The sequence below is a fragment of the Actinomyces sp. S6-Spd3 genome, assembly GCF_000758755.1.
GTDB lineage: Bacteria > Actinomycetota > Actinomycetes > Actinomycetales > Actinomycetaceae > Pauljensenia.
This window is the reverse complement of the sequence record NZ_JRMV01000281.1, coordinates 464324-480631: the sequence shown is the minus strand read 5'-3', so window position 1 is coordinate 480631 and position 16308 is coordinate 464324. Positions and strand designations below refer to the sequence as shown.

General features: G+C 54.5%; 17 protein-coding genes and 1 riboswitch. All 17 genes read right to left on the bottom strand.

The annotated features are described in order from the left end of the window. Positions 1 to 28 precede the first annotated feature (28 nt). Complete coding sequence (locus HMPREF1627_RS09340; RefSeq protein WP_234305308.1) at positions 29 to 1027, bottom strand: ABC transporter substrate-binding protein; 999 nt, start codon at positions 1025 to 1027, stop codon at positions 29 to 31. 22 nt (positions 1028 to 1049) lie between these two features. Continuing rightward, positions 1050 to 1820 carry an ABC transporter permease gene (locus tag HMPREF1627_RS09335; RefSeq protein ID WP_034503289.1) on the bottom strand — a complete coding sequence of 257 codons (771 nt, stop codon included), beginning with the start codon at positions 1818 to 1820 and terminating at the stop codon, positions 1050 to 1052. Positions 1821 to 1876: 56 nt separating this feature from the next. Beyond that, positions 1877 to 2001, bottom strand: a riboswitch (FMN riboswitch). Between the two features lie 34 nt (positions 2002 to 2035). Then, positions 2036 to 2701 (bottom strand): ribulose-phosphate 3-epimerase, encoded by a 666-nt coding sequence (gene rpe / locus HMPREF1627_RS09330; RefSeq protein ID WP_034503285.1) that lies wholly within the window; start codon positions 2699 to 2701, stop codon positions 2036 to 2038. Between the two features lie 17 nt (positions 2702 to 2718). After that, on the bottom strand, positions 2719 to 4173 hold the full coding sequence (locus HMPREF1627_RS09325) for a transcription antitermination factor NusB (RefSeq protein ID WP_034503282.1): 1455 nt from the start codon (positions 4171 to 4173) through the stop codon (positions 2719 to 2721). Then, the gene (locus HMPREF1627_RS09320; RefSeq protein WP_034503731.1) at positions 4173 to 5117 is read right to left on the bottom strand and encodes a methionyl-tRNA formyltransferase; all 945 of its coding nucleotides are present in this window, start codon (positions 5115 to 5117) and stop codon (positions 4173 to 4175) included. The genes HMPREF1627_RS09325 and HMPREF1627_RS09320 overlap by 1 nt, the downstream gene beginning before the upstream one ends. 20 nt (positions 5118 to 5137) lie before the next feature. Continuing rightward, positions 5138 to 7108: a primosomal protein gene (locus tag HMPREF1627_RS09315; RefSeq protein WP_034503279.1), complete on the bottom strand. Its 1971-nt coding sequence runs from the start codon at positions 7106 to 7108 to the stop codon at positions 5138 to 5140. A 56-nt stretch (positions 7109 to 7164) separates the two neighbouring features. Continuing rightward, the gene (locus HMPREF1627_RS09310) at positions 7165 to 7764 is read right to left on the bottom strand and encodes a vitamin K epoxide reductase family protein (RefSeq protein WP_052040918.1); all 600 of its coding nucleotides are present in this window, start codon (positions 7762 to 7764) and stop codon (positions 7165 to 7167) included. Beyond that, the gene (metK, locus tag HMPREF1627_RS09305) at positions 7761 to 8948 is read right to left on the bottom strand and encodes a methionine adenosyltransferase (protein ID WP_034503276.1); all 1188 of its coding nucleotides are present in this window, start codon (positions 8946 to 8948) and stop codon (positions 7761 to 7763) included. Before metK ends, HMPREF1627_RS09310 begins: the two co-directional genes overlap by 4 nt. 5 nt (positions 8949 to 8953) lie before the next feature. Then, positions 8954 to 10192, bottom strand: a complete 1239-nt coding sequence (gene coaBC, locus HMPREF1627_RS09300; RefSeq protein ID WP_034503274.1) for a bifunctional phosphopantothenoylcysteine decarboxylase/phosphopantothenate--cysteine ligase CoaBC — start codon at positions 10190 to 10192, stop codon at positions 8954 to 8956. Further along, a complete protein-coding gene (rpoZ, locus tag HMPREF1627_RS09295) occupies positions 10170 to 10436 on the bottom strand; it encodes a DNA-directed RNA polymerase subunit omega (RefSeq protein ID WP_034503272.1) in 267 nt (88 codons plus the stop codon). The genes coaBC and rpoZ overlap by 23 nt, the downstream gene beginning before the upstream one ends. Before the next feature lie 37 nt (positions 10437 to 10473). Beyond that, on the bottom strand, positions 10474 to 11031 hold the full coding sequence (gene gmk, locus HMPREF1627_RS09290) for a guanylate kinase (protein ID WP_034503270.1): 558 nt from the start codon (positions 11029 to 11031) through the stop codon (positions 10474 to 10476). Positions 11032 to 11062: 31 nt separating this feature from the next. Further along, positions 11063 to 11374: an integration host factor, actinobacterial type gene (gene mihF, locus HMPREF1627_RS09285; protein WP_034503267.1), complete on the bottom strand. Its 312-nt coding sequence runs from the start codon at positions 11372 to 11374 to the stop codon at positions 11063 to 11065. Positions 11375 to 11806: 432 nt separating this feature from the next. Further along, on the bottom strand, positions 11807 to 12352 hold the full coding sequence (gene nusB / locus HMPREF1627_RS09280; protein ID WP_034503265.1) for a transcription antitermination factor NusB: 546 nt from the start codon (positions 12350 to 12352) through the stop codon (positions 11807 to 11809). 2 nt (positions 12353 to 12354) lie between these two features. Beyond that, positions 12355 to 12918: an elongation factor P gene (gene efp, locus HMPREF1627_RS09275; protein ID WP_034503263.1), complete on the bottom strand. Its 564-nt coding sequence runs from the start codon at positions 12916 to 12918 to the stop codon at positions 12355 to 12357. 28 nt (positions 12919 to 12946) lie between these two features. Further along, on the bottom strand, positions 12947 to 13483 hold the full coding sequence (locus tag HMPREF1627_RS09270; RefSeq protein WP_034503260.1) for a shikimate kinase: 537 nt from the start codon (positions 13481 to 13483) through the stop codon (positions 12947 to 12949). After that, the gene (gene aroB, locus HMPREF1627_RS09265) at positions 13480 to 15063 is read right to left on the bottom strand and encodes a 3-dehydroquinate synthase (protein WP_034503255.1); all 1584 of its coding nucleotides are present in this window, start codon (positions 15061 to 15063) and stop codon (positions 13480 to 13482) included. Before aroB ends, HMPREF1627_RS09270 begins: the two co-directional genes overlap by 4 nt. Next, entirely contained in the window at positions 15060 to 16283 is a 1224-nt protein-coding gene (gene aroC, locus HMPREF1627_RS09260) for a chorismate synthase (RefSeq protein ID WP_034503251.1), read from the bottom strand. The genes aroB and aroC overlap by 4 nt, the downstream gene beginning before the upstream one ends. Positions 16284 to 16308: the final 25 nt, after the last annotated feature.

The window sequence follows — 16308 nt, the reverse complement described above, 5'->3', positions numbered from 1 at the left end:
TCTGAGGGCACGCGGGAAAATACTAGAACTACGACCGTGGTACGTAATCGTTAGTCATCACCTGATCAAGCAACACATCTTGTTGAAGCAGCCCGGAAACCGATGACATAAAGCTCAGCATTTCGTTCCATCTGCTCGTATCCTGTTCAAGCGAAACTGTCGAATTCGCGCCAAGAATCAGCAGATTCGTCGCAGTCAGAATCTTCGTCGCTGTTTCTCGAGTTTTCTCGTCGCTCAGTGTCGTATCGCGTTTCTCGGTCGCTGCAAAGGCTTGATCAGGGTGTTCGACGGCAGTCGTCATGCCTTCCTGAGTAGCTGCCAGCAACTCTTTAAGTTCGTTCGCATGATCTTTTGCCCACTGGGGTGTTGTCACCAGAGAAGCTGACACGAGTGGAATAGTGCAGTCACATTCCACCGCCTGTGCATCAACTCCAGCGGCGGAAAGCTGTACGGCCTCGTTATTGGCAAAACCGACAATTGCGTCGACGTCCCCCTTACTCAAAGCAGAGGTCTGGGTATAGCCAATCGACATAACGTTGACGTCAGAAGTCGTCATGTTAGCGCTTGCAAGGTACGCCTGAAGAGCGAGCCAAGAAGATCCGTACTCCCCCGGGATCCCAATTTTCTTTCCTTTAAGGTCACCGACGGTCTTAATTCCGGTGTCTTTCCTCGTCAGAATCACATTGGGTTGTTCGCGGTAATAGGTCGCTACCGAGATGACGTCCATTCCCTGAGAGCGCGCTTGGACGACTTCGTCGCCGGTTGCCAGAACAACTTGTTCATCTCCGCTCACGAGCGCCGTGAAAACGCCTTCATCGTTGCCGTGATGACGAAGCTCGACGTTGAGTTTGTGGGAAGAATAGTTCCCATTGTCTAGGGCAAGGTAGATGCCAGAAAACTGGACATTTGGAACGTAGGTTAGACCGATAACAGTTGCACCGCTTGAGTGAGTTCCACCGTGACAGCCGCCAAGTAGAATTACTCCCGCAGCGAGTGCGGCAACCTTACGTAATACAGGACGCATCATGCTCTCCAATCACATGTTCGTACTAGTCGGTTTCCACCATGACGCGTGCCCGCGCTTCCCAAGCAGACATGAGCAAGTAGATCAGTACCGCTTGGAGACACAGGAGAATGATGACAACAAACATTCCCGCAGTGTCGACATTCGTTCGCATTTGTGAGAGCAACATTCCGAGGCCTTTTCCTCCCATCACCATTTCGCCAACGACTGCACCCGTAATTGAGAGGGTGAAACCGTTACGAATTCCAGCAAGAATTGCCGGTGAGGCTAGTGGAATCTCAATTCGCAAAGCCATCGTGAGGCCGGCCGCTCCATCGAGCTGAGCAGCCTCACAGACCTGACGATCAAGAGATCGAAGACCCACAAGCGCAGAAATGAGGATCGGGAAAAAAGCGATCAATGCGCAAAGCATAGAAATCGGAACAAGACCGTATCCAAACCAGAGCACCAAAAAAGGAGCGAGGGCAACCGCAGGGAGCGCTTGAGAGGCCCCAAGAAGAGGTTCAATCGCATCCGATAGCGTCTGAAAACGGAAGATGCAGTAGCTCAGAGGCAGTGCGATACACACGCCGACGAGTCCGCCGACTAGAGCCTCTCCGCCTGTACGTGCAAACGCGAGCCAGAGAGAGGACTGTTGAATAAGGGAGTATCCTCGGGCGAGGACGGCGTACGGCGAAGGAAGACGCCACGCTTGAATCCCGCTCCACGCAGTGATGGCCCACCAAATAAGGACAACACATGCAAGAACAAGCAGCGGGGCGAAAACAATGAGACGGCGAGAGGCTCGACGCTTCACGGTATTCCTTCCCGCACTTCGAGCTATGCAGCCGCTCAGCGGGGTACAAACCCGCTCAACTACTTCTCCCATCCAGGCTTTAACTGTCGGTACTGGAGTTTCACCAGTTCAACCGCAATAGGTATTGCGGGTCGCGGACTATCACCGCCGGCTCGGACTTACACCGACCCCGAAGTACACGATCATTGTGGCACGCCGCGATGCGGGTGTCATTTCTAGTGCATGTGTGAGTGAGCAAGAGAACGCAAAGTTGCAATCTCTTCATATGCGTCTTCAGCGCGGAAAATTGCAGAACCCGCAACAAAGTTTGTCGCTCCTGCTTCAGCGGCCTGCTCGATCGTCGAGCGAGAAACTCCCCCATCAACTTGAATTGAAAGATCGAGTGCGGAAGCATCAATTGCTTCGCGAGTCCTGCGGATCTTGGGAAGCATCGTATCTAAGAAACTTTGACCCCCAAATCCAGGTTCAACAGTCATAACAAGAATCATGTCGAACTCGGGAAGCAAATCGATGTAGGGAGCGATATCTGTTGAAGGCTTGAGGGCAAGAGCAGCTCGCGCTCCAAAATGACGGATCTCTCGAGCGGTTCGGATCGGCGCCCCCGCGGCCTCGGCGTGGAAAGTCACTGATGCGCAGCCAACCTCGGCATAGGCGGGCGCCCAGCGGTCGGGGTCCGCAATCATGAGATGCGCGTCGATGGGCATAATACCGGTTCGAACGCAGGCCTCGACGACGGGAAGCCCCCACGTCAGATTCGGAACAAAGTGGTTGTCCATGACATCAACGTGGGCGATATCAGCGCTCGAAATCTTCGTGAGTTCATCCTCGAGTCGAGCGATATTGCAATTGAGAATCGATGGCGAAATGACGGGGATCGTCATGGTATCTCCTGGCGGTCTTAGAGTTTTCTGAGTGCAGCAATGAACATAAGGTCAGTTTCGTTACGGTGTTCCCACAGCTGGAGTGTTGAGGCAGCAATGCCCTGGCTTTGGGGAAGGTCGAGGGGGCGTGGCGTTATCTGTGCAGCTACAGGCGCAAGATTAATCAGCTCAACCTGACCGCCTGAGAGCACACGCGAAATCTGCTCATGTGTCTCAGCGATGACCGGCGAGCAGGTTACATAGACGATCACACCGCCACTTCTGGTCAAAGCAATTCCTCGGTCAAGAAGCTGCTCTTGGATTGTCACTAATTGCTCGAGGTCTTCGGGCTGCCTGCGCCACCTGGACTCCGGACGTCGACGCATCGAGCCTAAACCAGAGCAGGGCGCATCAATAATGACGCGATCGAAAGATCCCAACTGCCAACGGGAGGCATCTCCACCGAATTGTGTTCCATCAGCGCAGACCACCTCTGTGTTATCGAGGTGTTCGAGGGTACGTTCAACGAGACGTGCGCGGTGTGGGTGAATCTCATTAGCAATAAGGTACGCTCCGCGAGCACCGCCAAGCGCTGCAACTAACGCCGCTTTTCCACCAGGCCCCGCACACAAGTCAAGCCATTGAGCATCCGAGCCTTCCACCGGGATAGAAGCAGTGACAATTGCCGCAAGCTGCGAGCCCTCATCCTGAACCGCAGCCCTACGCTGCCGGATTGCGGGAATACGTGCAGGGTCGCCAGATTCGAGGAGAATCGCATAAGGCGAAACCTCACCATCAGCGATACGTGTATGTAAATACTCGCCGCATTGATCAGCGAGATCATCAACATCGATTAAACCCGGGCGCGCAACCAAGGAAACGTAGGGCGCTCGATTGTTCGCCGCCAAAAGCTCACGAATTTCCGAGGCCTCGCAGCCATTCGCCACGAGTGCTTTCGTATATTCTTCGACCATCCATTGCGGGTGCGAATACTCGATTGCAAGGCGCTCAGTCTCATCGCACGCGTCTAATGCTTCACGCCGGGCGTCATCGCCTTCTCGGATAATCGAACGCAAAATAGCGTTAATAAACTTTGCAGGCCCCGCGCTGAGATACTGGCGCGCCAAATCTACGGTCTGGGAAACCGCGGCATGGTCGGGTACTCGCATACGCAAGAGCTGATAGGTTCCCAAACGAAGGATGTCAACAATAGCGCCCTCAATCTGTGCAAGAGGACGGGAGGAATTCCGGGCAATCACCCAGTCGAGGAATCCTTGTTCGCGCAGTGAACCATACGTGAGTTCAACCGCGAAAGCACGATCTCGTTGATCGATGTGCTCACGATGCTCAAACTCCTTAAGCACCTTGGGAAGTACAAGGTTCGCGTAGGCATCGTCTTCGCGTACTAGGCGCAGAACTTCGTAAGCGATTTGCCTCGGTGCATCTGCTTCGCGGAAAGAGCGGTAACCGTCCGAATACCTGTGCGTTGCCATCAGTGCTCAAGCCCTTCGCCTAGACGATCATCGTCATTCAACCTGGCACCACGTGCCCAAGCGGCAGCTTCCATCCATTTCTTGCCCGCGGGGGCGACTTCTCCAAGTTCGAGGCAGAAATCTGCACACCCAACAAGAACGCTCTTCTTCGAAACGATCAAACGTCCAGGGCCGGGAGTAGGGATGTCGGTCAGAGAAGCTTTGCCAAGCTTGAGCCGTTGGCCATTCAAGAGCGTAAAGGCACCGGGGCTTGGAATGACAGCTCGAATCTGCTGCCACGTCTGCCGAGCACTGTCAGTGAAGGAGACGGCCCCGTCAGTAACTTCTAGACGCCGGGCATAGTGAAGCTCAACAGTTGGATCGACAATCTGCGGCTGAGAGTGCGCGCTGCCCAAGTCAATCGAATCGACGACTTCTACGACTTGGCGGGAGCCGGCAACCGCCATTTCTTCAAGGAGCTCACCACTGGTTTGATCCGCGATAGCAATGGGAAGTCGCGAGAACACGGGGCCTGTATCGAGGCCCTCTTCGAGCTGAAATACGCATGAAGCAGTCTCTTCGCACCCCGAAAGGATCGCCCATTGAACCGGGGCTGCACCGCGAAATTCAGGAAGATTCGAAAAATGCAGATTGAGCCAACCGTGCGGCAACATGTTGAGAATACGCAGTGGGATCAATGCGCCGTAGGCAACAACGACTGCGATATCAGCCTTCCAATGAGCAATACGCTCATAGGCCTCATCGCTCTTGAGTGAGGAAGTTTCATACAGATCAATACCGAGCTCCGCTGCGCGTGATGCCACAGGAGACGGAACCAGCGTACGTCCGCGGCCGCTTCGCGCAGGCGGTCGTGTAATCACTCCAACGACTTCATGAGAAGAGGCGACTAGGGCATTGAGGGTTGGTAACGCCGCTTCGGGGGTACCAGCAAAAACAATTCGCACAGGCATAGTCTAGCGGTTCTTTAGAACAGCTCAGGGGGATTGAGCGTCAGTCGTAGCGGATAGAGTTTACGCGCTGAACGTACACCCGAGCGCTCTCGCAGGACACGTGCAAGCTGTGGGTAGTCTTCGGTATTGCATCGAATGAGCGCACGACGTATTCCCTGATTCGGTGTGCGTCTATCGCTGCGTGGTGCGTCGACAATACCGATAAGCTCAGCGGGTAATTCTTTGCAGAAGCTGTTGAGCTGATCTTCTGGGCCGTCAATCGCAACGATGGAAGCTGTGGGAGGAAAACGAAGTACTTGGCGCTCATCCAAAATGCGCTGGATGTATTCGTCGGGATTCCAGCGAATGAGCGCCTGTGCAAGAGGTTGATCCAATCCCGCAGAGACCCAGATCTGGCCCTGTGGCCGAACCAGAGCTGCTGTAGTGAGCCAGCGGCGAAGCGCTTCTTCGGGGGCCCAAAGTTCCGGTCGTGAGGCCAATGCGGCTGCGGAGGGAATAATCAAAGCAGCGTACCCCGATTCGGCATCGGGTTGTGCACCTGCTGTGGCGACAACGATTCGCGGCGAGGCATTGATTTCCGGGCGCTGCTCATCAATACCCTGCGAAATAAGGAGGGGAACCTGAGTAAATGAACGTCCGAGCTCTTCACCAATGCGTTCGGAGCCGATCCGCCACCACCGCAAAGCGGTTCCTTGGCATTTCATGCATCGCCAGTTGTGTGTTGCTCGGGAACACCATGCACAAACGATGCTCTGATCGCGCGATAGCGTGAGGGGCCCCGAACAAACTTCGCACCGCGCTGGTGCCCCGCAGCGCTCGCAGCCGACAACGGGAATGTAACCCGCGTTTGGGGCAAGGATGAGCACTGGGCCTTCTGTTAGGCCGCGGCGAATACACGCGTAAGCATCGGGCGGCAGCAGAGCATGCGCTGCCCTCCCCTGGCGTTCATCGTCAAGGTCATCGGATACAAAGAAACGCCCCGTTGATTCACGCAGCACTTCTCTTTCTGGATTGAGGGAGATCGCCCACTTGCGCATGACAAGATACTGGGCTTTTACCGAACGGCTAAAACTGCCCACAGCCATTGCAACGTGTTGAAGGTGTGCGCGTGCAACCGCAATATCAAGCGCATCCGTACGTGGATTGCGAATCTCTCGAAGGTGGTCGTCTCCATCTCCCCAGATGATGATTAAACCTAAATCTTTCAGGGGAAGCCATGCTGCTGAACGTGTGCCAACGACAATGCGATGCGAGCCCTGGCTGCATTGTCGGTAAGTTCGATAACGTTCAACAGCAGATTGCTCTGCAGTGTAAAGCGCAACGGGCACCGAGAGAAGATCTTCAAGGTCGCAGCTCAGACGCTGTGCCGAACGCTGCGTCGGCGTAATGATCAATGTTGAACGCTTGGACGTCAATGTCGCGCTGGTAAGTTGAGCGATTTCTTGCGTGGAACGTCCCGGAATTGAAGTCCAGACACAACGTGGATGGTCTCCCTGTTCTAAATGCTCAATGAAGTTCGTTCCGTATGGGTAGGGCTGCCATGCGCTGGCATCACGCTGCGTCTTGATGTCTCCATCAAAGGGAAGGTGTTTCTCTTTTTCGACTGATGCACGTCGTGGCGGAATCGCAAGACTTAAGACCGCAGAGACGGTTGACAAGTAGCGGTCAGCGATATACCGAGCGAGAGAAAACGTCTGTGGTGCCACTACTGAGCAAGAGGACACCACGTCTATCAGTTCGCGGATGGTTGGACTTGGAGTATCTACGCGTTCACATGAGAGGACCCATCCCACGCGTTTTGATCCGCTCAAAGGAACTTGGACGATGTATCCGGAAAGATCGATATTTTCCCAAGCTTGAGGAACCAGATAGTCCAAGGGACGATCCAGGTGTGGAAGATCCGTATCAACATACACCCGTGCGATCAGCCGAGGTTCAACATCCTCGAGCTGGAAGCCTGGGAGTGCAATTTCTTCCATCACCATGCCTCTAGTTCATCACATGGCGCTGGCATTTGGAGACCGATTGACTCTGATCTTAGTTATCCGAAAAGAAGCGGACCATATCTGAAGGCGATCATTGCGAGGATCGCGGTGATAACGAGAACAGCAACCAGCCAGTCACCACCGGACTTCATCACAGCTTTCCACCAGTTCGGTGCTGGGAGCACGCCTTGCTTGATACACACTCGAGTCAATCCAAACCAGACCAGTGTTGTGGTGATCGTGATCAGTAAACACCAAGGACACAGGACATGAATGACGAAGTACGACTGAGTGAAGAGCCAATAGGCAAAGAGCACGCCAATTGTGTAGAGCGCTTCGACGCACAGGATGTACCACTTGGGGAAGCGAACTCCCGCGATGAGGGCAAAAGAAACTGCCAGCACAATGGCCTCGAAGAAGATTCCGAGGAAAGCGTTGGGGAATCCAAGCACGCGCGCCTGCGGCGTCGAAGCAACAGCTGAACATGACAAGACCGACGAGACATCGCAGCTAAACCTGCGGCCATCATCGGAAGCAAGCTGCCAGGCTTCGATTGAAAGGACGAAGGAAGCACACAGGCCAATCACACCTGAGATTGCCATTTCGATGGCAGTTCCCCGGTGTGGTGCTCGCGACGAGAGTTCAGATGTGCTCATCCGAGAATATCCTTCAGCATCGATACTCGATCGGTCTGCTCCCAAGGGAAGATATTGCGACCAAAATGCCCATAAGAGGATGTGCGTGCATAGATTGGACGTAGCAGATCGAGGTCCTCGATGATACCGGCCGGGCGAAGATCAAAGCAACGAGTAATGGCCTCGGTCAAAGCATCATCACTTACGCTCCCGGTTCCGAAGGTCTCCACGTACAAACCAACCGGATGTGCGCGACCAATCGCGTAAGCTAGCTGAATTTCGCAGCGCTTGGCATATCCGGCAGCGACGATATTCTTCGCGATCCAGCGAGCAGCATAGGCTGCAGAGCGGTCGACCTTGGAGGGATCCTTACCTGAGAATGCTCCACCCCCGTGACGGGCCATGCCACCGTATGTGTCGACGATAATTTTGCGTCCGGTTAGGCCGGCATCACCTGCGGGCCCACCAATGACGAAGCGCCCAGAGGGATTGACCAAAAGCTTCATCGAAGAAGTCGATAACTCCAAGCCAGCCTCTTCAAGGACCGGGGCAACAACCAAGGCTCGCAGTTGCTCATCCAGGTCTGTCATCGAAAGTTCGGGGTCATGCTGCGTTGAAATGACGAGGGTATCAAGTTCGCGGGGAACCCCCTGTTCGTCGTAGGCCAGCGTGACCTGAGTTTTACCGTCCGGGCGTAGGCCGTGGGCAAGTCCCTGGTGACGAACGTATGCAAGACGTTCGGCGAGCTTGTGGGCAAGCCAAATGGGAGCCGGCATCAAGTCCGGCGTCTCATCAGCGGCATAACCGAACATCATTCCTTGATCGCCGGCGCCCTGTGATTCACGGCGATCTTCGCTTGAAGATGTACGCGTTTCGAGTGAGTGGTCAACGCCCTGGGCAATATCGCTACTTTGAGCGCCGATCGAGACCGAAACGCCGCAGGAGGCTCCGTCAAAGCCCATGCAGGAGGAGTCATATCCGATCTCAAGAATCTGCTCGCGTACGATTTGGGGAATCTCGACGTATGCATCCGTCGAAACCTCTCCGGCTACGTGCACCAAGCCGGTGGTCACCATGGTTTCAACAGCCACACGTGAGCGAGGATCCGCCTCGAGAAGCGCGTCCAAGATGGAATCAGAGATACGATCGCAGACCTTATCAGGATGGCCTTCGGTCACGGATTCGGAAGTAAAGTATTTTCTCATGTCACTCACGCTTCTATCGTAGTTAGGCGTTCGGCAATTAGATCAACTAGGGTGCGGGCAACGTCGGCTTTCGTCCCGCCTCCTTCGGTGACAAGGGAGCCTTGGGCATCCATCACATACACATAGTTCGGTACGTCCCCAAAACCGAGGTTCTCCCCTACGGCGTTCACTGCTAAGTAGTCGGCGTTCTTCCGCCGTGCTTTCGCTCGACCATATTCAAGAACGGTCTGAGGATCGCCGGTTTCCGCAGCGAATCCGATGACAACTGAGGGACGTTGGGGCGAAGAAGTAACGGCCTTGAGAATGTCCGTCGTCTCTTCCAGCTGGATTATTGGCGGCGCAGCGCCCTGCTCTTCTTTTTTGATTTTCGAGGCCGCAGGAGCCTTTGGGCGGTAATCAGCGACCGCCGCCGCCATAACGAGAGCGTCGCACGACTGGAGTTTTTCGAAAAGCACCGAGTGCATCTCAGCAGCGCTAGAAGCTGGAATAACAGTGCACTCACGTGGGAGAAGCGAAGCTTCAATATTGGAGGCAACCAGGGTCACATCCGCACCACGCCGCGCAGCTTCTTTAGCAATCTCGATTCCCTGTCGACCACTGGAACGATTCCCGAGGAAACGAACTGGGTCAAGCGCCTCGCGAGTACCACCTGCGGTAACGATGATTTTCTTGCCAAAAAGCTCGCCGCTCGAGGCAAGAATGCGGCTTACCTGTGCGGCGATATCCTCCGGTTCGCTCATTCGCCCAGCGCCAGAGTCCCCCGAAGCTAAATCGCCTTTCTCCGGACCGACGATAATAAACCCACGTTCGTGAAGGGTTTTGATATTGTCTTGCGTCGCCGAAGCGTTCCACATCTGCGTGTGCATCGCGGGGGCCACGATAACTGGACACGAACTCGCTAGGACAGTTGTAGTAAGCAGATCATTTGCCTGTCCGTGTGCAATGCGGGCGATAAGGTCGGCAGTAGCCGGAGCGATAACAAGCGCATCACAATTCCGAGCAAGCTCCACATGATCGGCGCCTCCGCCATGAAAGACGTCGGTGAACACGCACTTCTGAGTCAACCCTTCCCACGTAGTCTTGCCGACAAACGCAAGGGACGCCGGAGTCGGGACAACCGATACTGTGAAGCCTTCCTTTTGGAGCAGGCGAAGCAGGAATACGGCTTTATATGCAGCAATGCCCCCAGAAACACCGAGAACGATGTGCGCGGGCTTGTGCTCAGGCTTGAGGTGCTGACTCAAGGGTCAACAGGCCTTCATCAATCTCACGAAGTGCGATTGCCAAAGGCTTCTCGTCAACTTCAGTATCGACAACAGGGCCAACAAACTGGATCATGTTCTGCTCCAGCTGGATGTTGTAGGAATTGATCTGACGTGCACGACGGGCCGCAAAGATCACCAGGGCGTACTTCGAATCAACGTGTTCGAGCAGATCATCGATCGGCGGGTAGGTGATACCTTCTGGCTGTGCAACAATTCCGGACATGCAAATCTCTCCTGATGTAATGAGCGAGAACTAAATTCTATTCTAGCCCCATGATTTGGGCGAGTTCCTCGACGGCGGTTTCCAAATCATCATTGACAACAGTGACATCAAACTCATCTTCTGCTGCAAGCTCAGTCTTTGCCGTGAGAAGTCGACGTTCCTGCTCAGCAGCATCTTCAGTTCCTCGATTCACGAGGCGAGCAACAAGCTCTTCCCACGAAGGAGGCGCAAGAAAAACGAACTGCGCATCCGGCAATGACTCCCGGACTTGGCGCACGCCTGCAATATCGATCTCGAGAAGGAAGGGGACTCCCCTCTTCACGGCATCATCGACAGGCCCTCGCGGAGTTCCGTAGTGATACTTGCCATGAACAAGCGCCCATTCGAGCATCTGCCCTGAATCGACGAGCCGAAGGAATTCCTCTTCGGAAACAAAGTGGTAGTGCACTCCGTCTACTTCACCGGGGCGAGGTGAACGTGTCGTCATTGAGATTGAAAGCTCAACTTGAGGAAAACGCTCACGCAAACGTGCAATAACGGTGCCTTTGCCGACAGCCGTTGGGCCGGCGATAACGGTAACTTTGGAAGTAGACATGCCTGTATGCTGCCACAGTGAAGCCGAAACTTCAGCCGAAGCGGCGAATCAGTTCCTCTCGCTGAACCTGCCCAAGACCACGAACACGTCTAGAAGGCGCAATCTTGATCTCGTTCATGAGAGCTTCAGCAGTACTCACACCGACTCTGGGCAGGGCTTCAAGCAAAGAACGCACCTTCATCTTCGCGATTGCTTCATCACTAGCGGCCATATCAATGACCTCTGAAAGAGTAAGCTCTCGCGATTTGAGCGCATTCTTCACCTCAGCGCGCCGACGACGAGCGCGCGTCGCCTTTTCCAGAGCCTCGGCTCGCTGTTGCGGAGTTAGATCTGGCAGTGCCATCTCGCTACGCTCCTTTTCTAGATTCCCCTGACAGGAATAGCATCGCACTTTCTTGATGATTTTTGGTGCAAATGCAACCGACAAATCGCGAATTTCCACGAGCTAAAGGCGTGAGAGGCAGCTTCGCAACGAGCGACTATTACGGAGCAGAGACTCGCAAACCCGGAAAAACTGCAGAGCTTCAGTTTCTACTACACGCATTACTGTCTACGAGAAACTGCCGCTGACCTGCATCGGATGCGCATCATCCTTGCCGACCCGTCACCGATTGACGGAATTAAGAAAAGACGTTGAGTTCCATGTGTAGTGACGGCCACCGGAAGTATGCGCGTCAACACAAATTACTAAATATGGCATATCTCACACTGTCGGAAGTGTCCCCTACAGTGTAAACGGGGTGCCGAAAGCACCCCGTTTACACATGATGACGTTTTAGTACTCGTCTAAGAGGTCATCCAATTCGTTGATTTCATCGGCACTGAGCTCATCGTCGATGTCATCTTCAGATTCCTGAACAGATTGACGAGACCAGCTCGGTGATTGAATATCTCGGCGAATGGCGTCAAGGATGGCGTTGACGAAGCCCGCAGACTCTTCGGTGGAAATCGACTTGACGATGGAAATCGCCTCGTCAATCGCAATCACCGGAGGAACGTCTTCGGAGTTTGACAGCATTTCCCACACCGCGACGCGCAAAACTGCGCGGTCGACCGCAGGAACTCGATCTAAGCCCGTTCGCGCATGAGAATCAATGAGCCGATCAATCCGATACAGCTCATCGGCAACTCCTTCGATAATTTGAATCGAATAGTCGGGCAGCGGAGTCAGTGCGGCGGTGATTACCTTGCGTTCGCGAAGGAGATCGCGCAGCACGCTCGCATTCCTGCCCATCCCACGCTGGTCGGCCTCGTAAACGACGTCGGCAGCACGCTTGCGAGCCTTCGTCCGAGAAGTGAATTGGTGCTTCTTGTGAGACATTATCAGTCGGTCACGCGTCCGGAGTAAGAGCCATCGCGGGTATCGACCTTGACTCGTGTTCCTTCTTCCATGAAGAGCGGAACCTGAATCTCGTAGCCGGTCTCGAGGGTCGCGGGCTTGGTACCAGCGGAAGAACGATCGCCCTGCAGGCCGGGCTCGGTGTGGGTGATCGTCAAGACGACGGTTGCGGGAAGTTCGATGAACAGAACCGCGCCGTCATGCTGAGAAACAATGACGTCCTGGTTCTCAACCATGAAGTTACGGGCATCACCTACGACCTCGGCAGGAACGTTAATCTGCTCGTAGGTAGAAGCATCCATGAAAACGTAATCGGAGCCATCCTGGTACAGGTACGTCATATCGCGACGATCGACTGTAGCGGTTTCGATCTTGACGCCCGCGTTGAAGGTCTTGTCAACGGTCTTCCCGGACAGAACGTTCTTAATCTTGGTGCGCACAAAGGCAGGGCCCTTACCCGGCTTCACGTGCTGGAATTCGACAACCTGCCACAGCTGGCCGTCAATCACCATGACGAGGCCGTTCTTCAGATCATTTGTCGTAGCCACTATAAAAGTCCTCCCAAATCGGGTGAGTTTAAACCGTGGCCATCTTACACGCCACGATGATGTTCTCCGCTACCTCACTCGGAGTTTTTAAACCAGTGTCACAAGAAAAACTAGCAAACTCAAGGTAGGTGCGATCCAATTCGCGGGTCATCATCGCAAATAGCGAGCGTGGTGCGCCAAGCCCTACCGAGCGTGGAGCATTGAGGCCAACGCGTCGCGCGGCTTGATCAATGGGAAGCTGGAGAAGAACAACTGCACTCCCCTGCTCCTTCAAAGCAATCAAACGGTCGATAATTCTTTGATGACGCACCTGCGATGGTGAGAGCACCGCGATATCGCACATGCCGTTCAAAAGCCGCTCACCGGCCTCTTCGAGCGCACGGTCAAAAGGAAAGTCTTCATCCGCGATGAGTTCGTCAAGTGAACGCGAATACTCTGACTGAAGGATTTCGATGTCTTCAGTGAGGCTGAGCCCGCATCGAGCCGCGATCTCACGTGCAATTGTCGTCTTCCCGCTCCCCGCAGTTCCCACCAAAACAAGCTGAGGGGTAATAGCCGAGCTCAATGCTTCATTCCCATTGACTCAGCGCATACGCGCACTTCATCGGGAGTAATAGGAAGTGTTACAGGATTGTCGATCCCATCAAGAAGCACGAATCTCAAGACGCCGGCACGCACCTTTTTATCGGAAAGCATGACGTTGAGAAGATCTTCGATTGACGCATCGAGATAATGCGTTGGCAACCCAAGAGAAGCAAAGTCATGCTCATGACGAAGGACGTCTTCTTCGGTAAGAAGACCTCGCTGATGGGCAAGATTAGCCGCAAATACGCAGCCGATGGCGACCGCTTCACCGTGGCGGAACTCGAAGTTCTCAAGCTTTTCGATGGCATGGGCCAGAGTATGGCCATAATTAAGAAACTCGCGCGGGCCACTCTCGTGCAAATCCATACTCACTACACGAGCTTTGAGCGCAATCGAACGTTCGATGAGTTCAGCGATAACTTCCCCCCTCGGATCAAAGATCTCCTCAGGATCAGATTCGACGATCTCTAGGATCCGCGGATCCGCAATAAAACCGCATTTGACGACCTCTCCCAAACCCGCTCGGTAGTCTTGCTCACTCAGCGTCTTCAAATGGTCAAGGTCGACGATGACGCGGCGCGGAGAGTGGAAAGCCCCAACAAGGTTCTTACCCACCGGAGTATTAATACCGGTCTTTCCTCCAACTGAGGCGTCGACCATTGCCAAAAGTGTCGTTGGAACCGCAATGAAGTCAATTCCTCGAAGCCAGGAGGCGGCAAGGAAACCACCAACATCTGTCGTTGCTCCCCCACCGATCGCGACAACGCAATCAGCTCGACCAATTCTTTCGCGTCCGGCGAGGTCCCAAAGATCAGAAAGATTATCGATTGTCTTTGCATCTTCCCCATCAGGAAGAACGTGGGTGATTGCCGTGTAGCCCAGATCTTGAAGTTTGCGCATCATAGAAAGCGCATAAGTGTGAAGCGGCGGCGCGCATAGGATCAAGATCTTTGTCGCATTTTCACGAAGTTTCTCGGTGATGGCAGCGATAGGAAAATCGCGAGCGATCAGAACATCGTAGGGCTGATCTACTTCGACAGGAATGGTGCGAACCATGGTTATCTCTCCCAACGCGCCAAGGATTTGCTGGACGACTTCTTGAGATGGACCAGCATTCGTCTGAACAGTTACCGACGCGACCTCGCGGAAATAGTCTTTTCGCTGTTCCCACAGCTCTTTGAGGCGTTCTTCCGCGTTTCCAGCGAGGAGTGGACGCGTCGATCCCGCGGCGCGCCGAAGCAACTCGCTCAGTTCAGCTTCGATGTAGATCACACACCGACCGCGCAGTCGTTCACGTGTGCGCGCACTGATAAGCGCGCCGCCTCCTAGAGACAAAACACCTGGAAGCTCAAGGGCCTGAGCAATGACCTCTTCTTCGATTGTGCGGAAAGCGGCCTCGCCGTTGCTGGTAAATATCTCGGGGATACTCCGCCCTTGGCTACTTTCAATGAGTGAATCAGAGTCACGGTGTGCGACGCCCAGTGCAGCGGCAAGCTCACGTCCAACTCGGCTCTTGCCGCTCGCTGGCATCCCAACGAGAACAATCACTGCCGCATTCACTGCGTCAGTCCAAGTCGCTCACTGATATGCGCGCAGTAAGCCTCAAGATTGCGCTTGCACTCCCTCAAGGAATTACCACCCGCATGATCGCTCAAAGCACGGGCAAGGACCAAAGCGACCTCAGCCTCGGCAATGACAGCACCTGGGACCACCTGGCAGGTGTCAGAGCGCTGATGAAGAGCTCGTGCGTCTTCACCCGTCGCAAGATCAACCGTCCTCAAAGCGTGGGGCACGGTTGAGATCGGCTTAAAGGCAGCGCGCACGACGATCGCCTGACCGTTTGATGTTCCGCCTTCTATGCCACCAGCGCGGTTCGAGGCCCTCGTGAGAGTTCCATCGGCGGCTCGAATAATCTCGTCGTGAGCCTGGGAGCCAGGCAGGCGCGATTGCGCGAATCCGTCGCCGATCTCAACGCCCTTGACAGATTGAATGGACATCAGGGCTGCAGCAAGCTGCGCATCAAGACGGCGATCAGATTGAACGTGAGTCCCTACCCCAATCGGAACATTCCACGCCACGACTTCAACGATTCCGCCAACGGTATCGCCAGCGGCGCGGGTTTCCTCGACACATGCCAAAAATTCGGATTCATCATCCTTATCGAGTGCGCGCATCGGCGAGGCATTCAGATGTTCTTCATCAGATGGCAAGGGAAGGCGACTCGACTTCGCTTCGCATGGCCCAACGCCAACCACATGGGAAACCAGTTCGATGTTTGCAAGCTGACGCAGAAAAGCCTCTACGCAAGCTCCTAAAGCAACGCGAGCAGCCGTTTCGCGTGCGCTCGCTCGCTCAAGAATCGGGCGAATTTCATCAAGATCGTAAGACAAGACACCCGGAAGATCTGCATGCCCGGGACGAGGTTTTGTCAGCGCGCGATTTCGCGCAACTTCGCGTTCATCACCTTTACCAGCGTCGACGAGAAGATCCTCGGGCGAAACGGGGTCGGCGGACATCACCTTTTCCCATTTCGGCCATTCAGAATTCGCAATCTCAATCACGATTGGAGCGCCAGTTGTCAGCCCGTGGCGGACTCCCCCAAGAATTCGCACTTCATCGGCTTCAAACTTCTGACGCGCACCACGTCCGGCGCCCAAACGACGTCGTGCAAGGGCATCGCGAATAGTCTGGGTGGTCAGTTCAACCCCGGAAGGCATGCCCTCAAGAGTTGCGACCAGCGCTGGACCGTGTGATTCACCTGCAGTAAGCCATCTGAGCATGTTCGTAGTTTCTCACACTTACGCT

What these genes read in the sequence shown, in the direction of transcription:
- HMPREF1627_RS09340 (WP_234305308.1), bottom strand. Translation starts at nt 1,027, where the DNA reads ATGATGCGTCCTGTATTACGTAAGGTTGCCGCACTCGCTGCGGGAGTA.
- rpe (WP_034503285.1), bottom strand. Translation starts at nt 2,701, where the DNA reads ATGACGATCCCCGTCATTTCGCCATCGATTCTCAATTGCAATATCGCT.
- HMPREF1627_RS09325 (WP_034503282.1), bottom strand. Translation starts at nt 4,173, where the DNA reads ATGGCAACGCACAGGTATTCGGACGGTTACCGCTCTTTCCGCGAAGCA.
- HMPREF1627_RS09315 (WP_034503279.1), bottom strand. Translation starts at nt 7,108, where the DNA reads ATGGTGATGGAAGAAATTGCACTCCCAGGCTTCCAGCTCGAGGATGTT.
- HMPREF1627_RS09310 (WP_052040918.1), bottom strand. Translation starts at nt 7,764, where the DNA reads ATGAGCACATCTGAACTCTCGTCGCGAGCACCACACCGGGGAACTGCC.
- metK (WP_034503276.1), bottom strand. Translation starts at nt 8,948, where the DNA reads ATGAGAAAATACTTTACTTCCGAATCCGTGACCGAAGGCCATCCTGAT.
- rpoZ (WP_034503272.1), bottom strand. Translation starts at nt 10,436, where the DNA reads ATGTCCGGAATTGTTGCACAGCCAGAAGGTATCACCTACCCGCCGATC.
- gmk (WP_034503270.1), bottom strand. Translation starts at nt 11,031, where the DNA reads ATGTCTACTTCCAAAGTTACCGTTATCGCCGGCCCAACGGCTGTCGGC.
- mihF (WP_034503267.1), bottom strand. Translation starts at nt 11,374, where the DNA reads ATGGCACTGCCAGATCTAACTCCGCAACAGCGAGCCGAGGCTCTGGAA.
- nusB (WP_034503265.1), bottom strand. Translation starts at nt 12,352, where the DNA reads ATGTCTCACAAGAAGCACCAATTCACTTCTCGGACGAAGGCTCGCAAG.
- aroC (WP_034503251.1), bottom strand. Translation starts at nt 16,283, where the DNA reads ATGCTCAGATGGCTTACTGCAGGTGAATCACACGGTCCAGCGCTGGTC.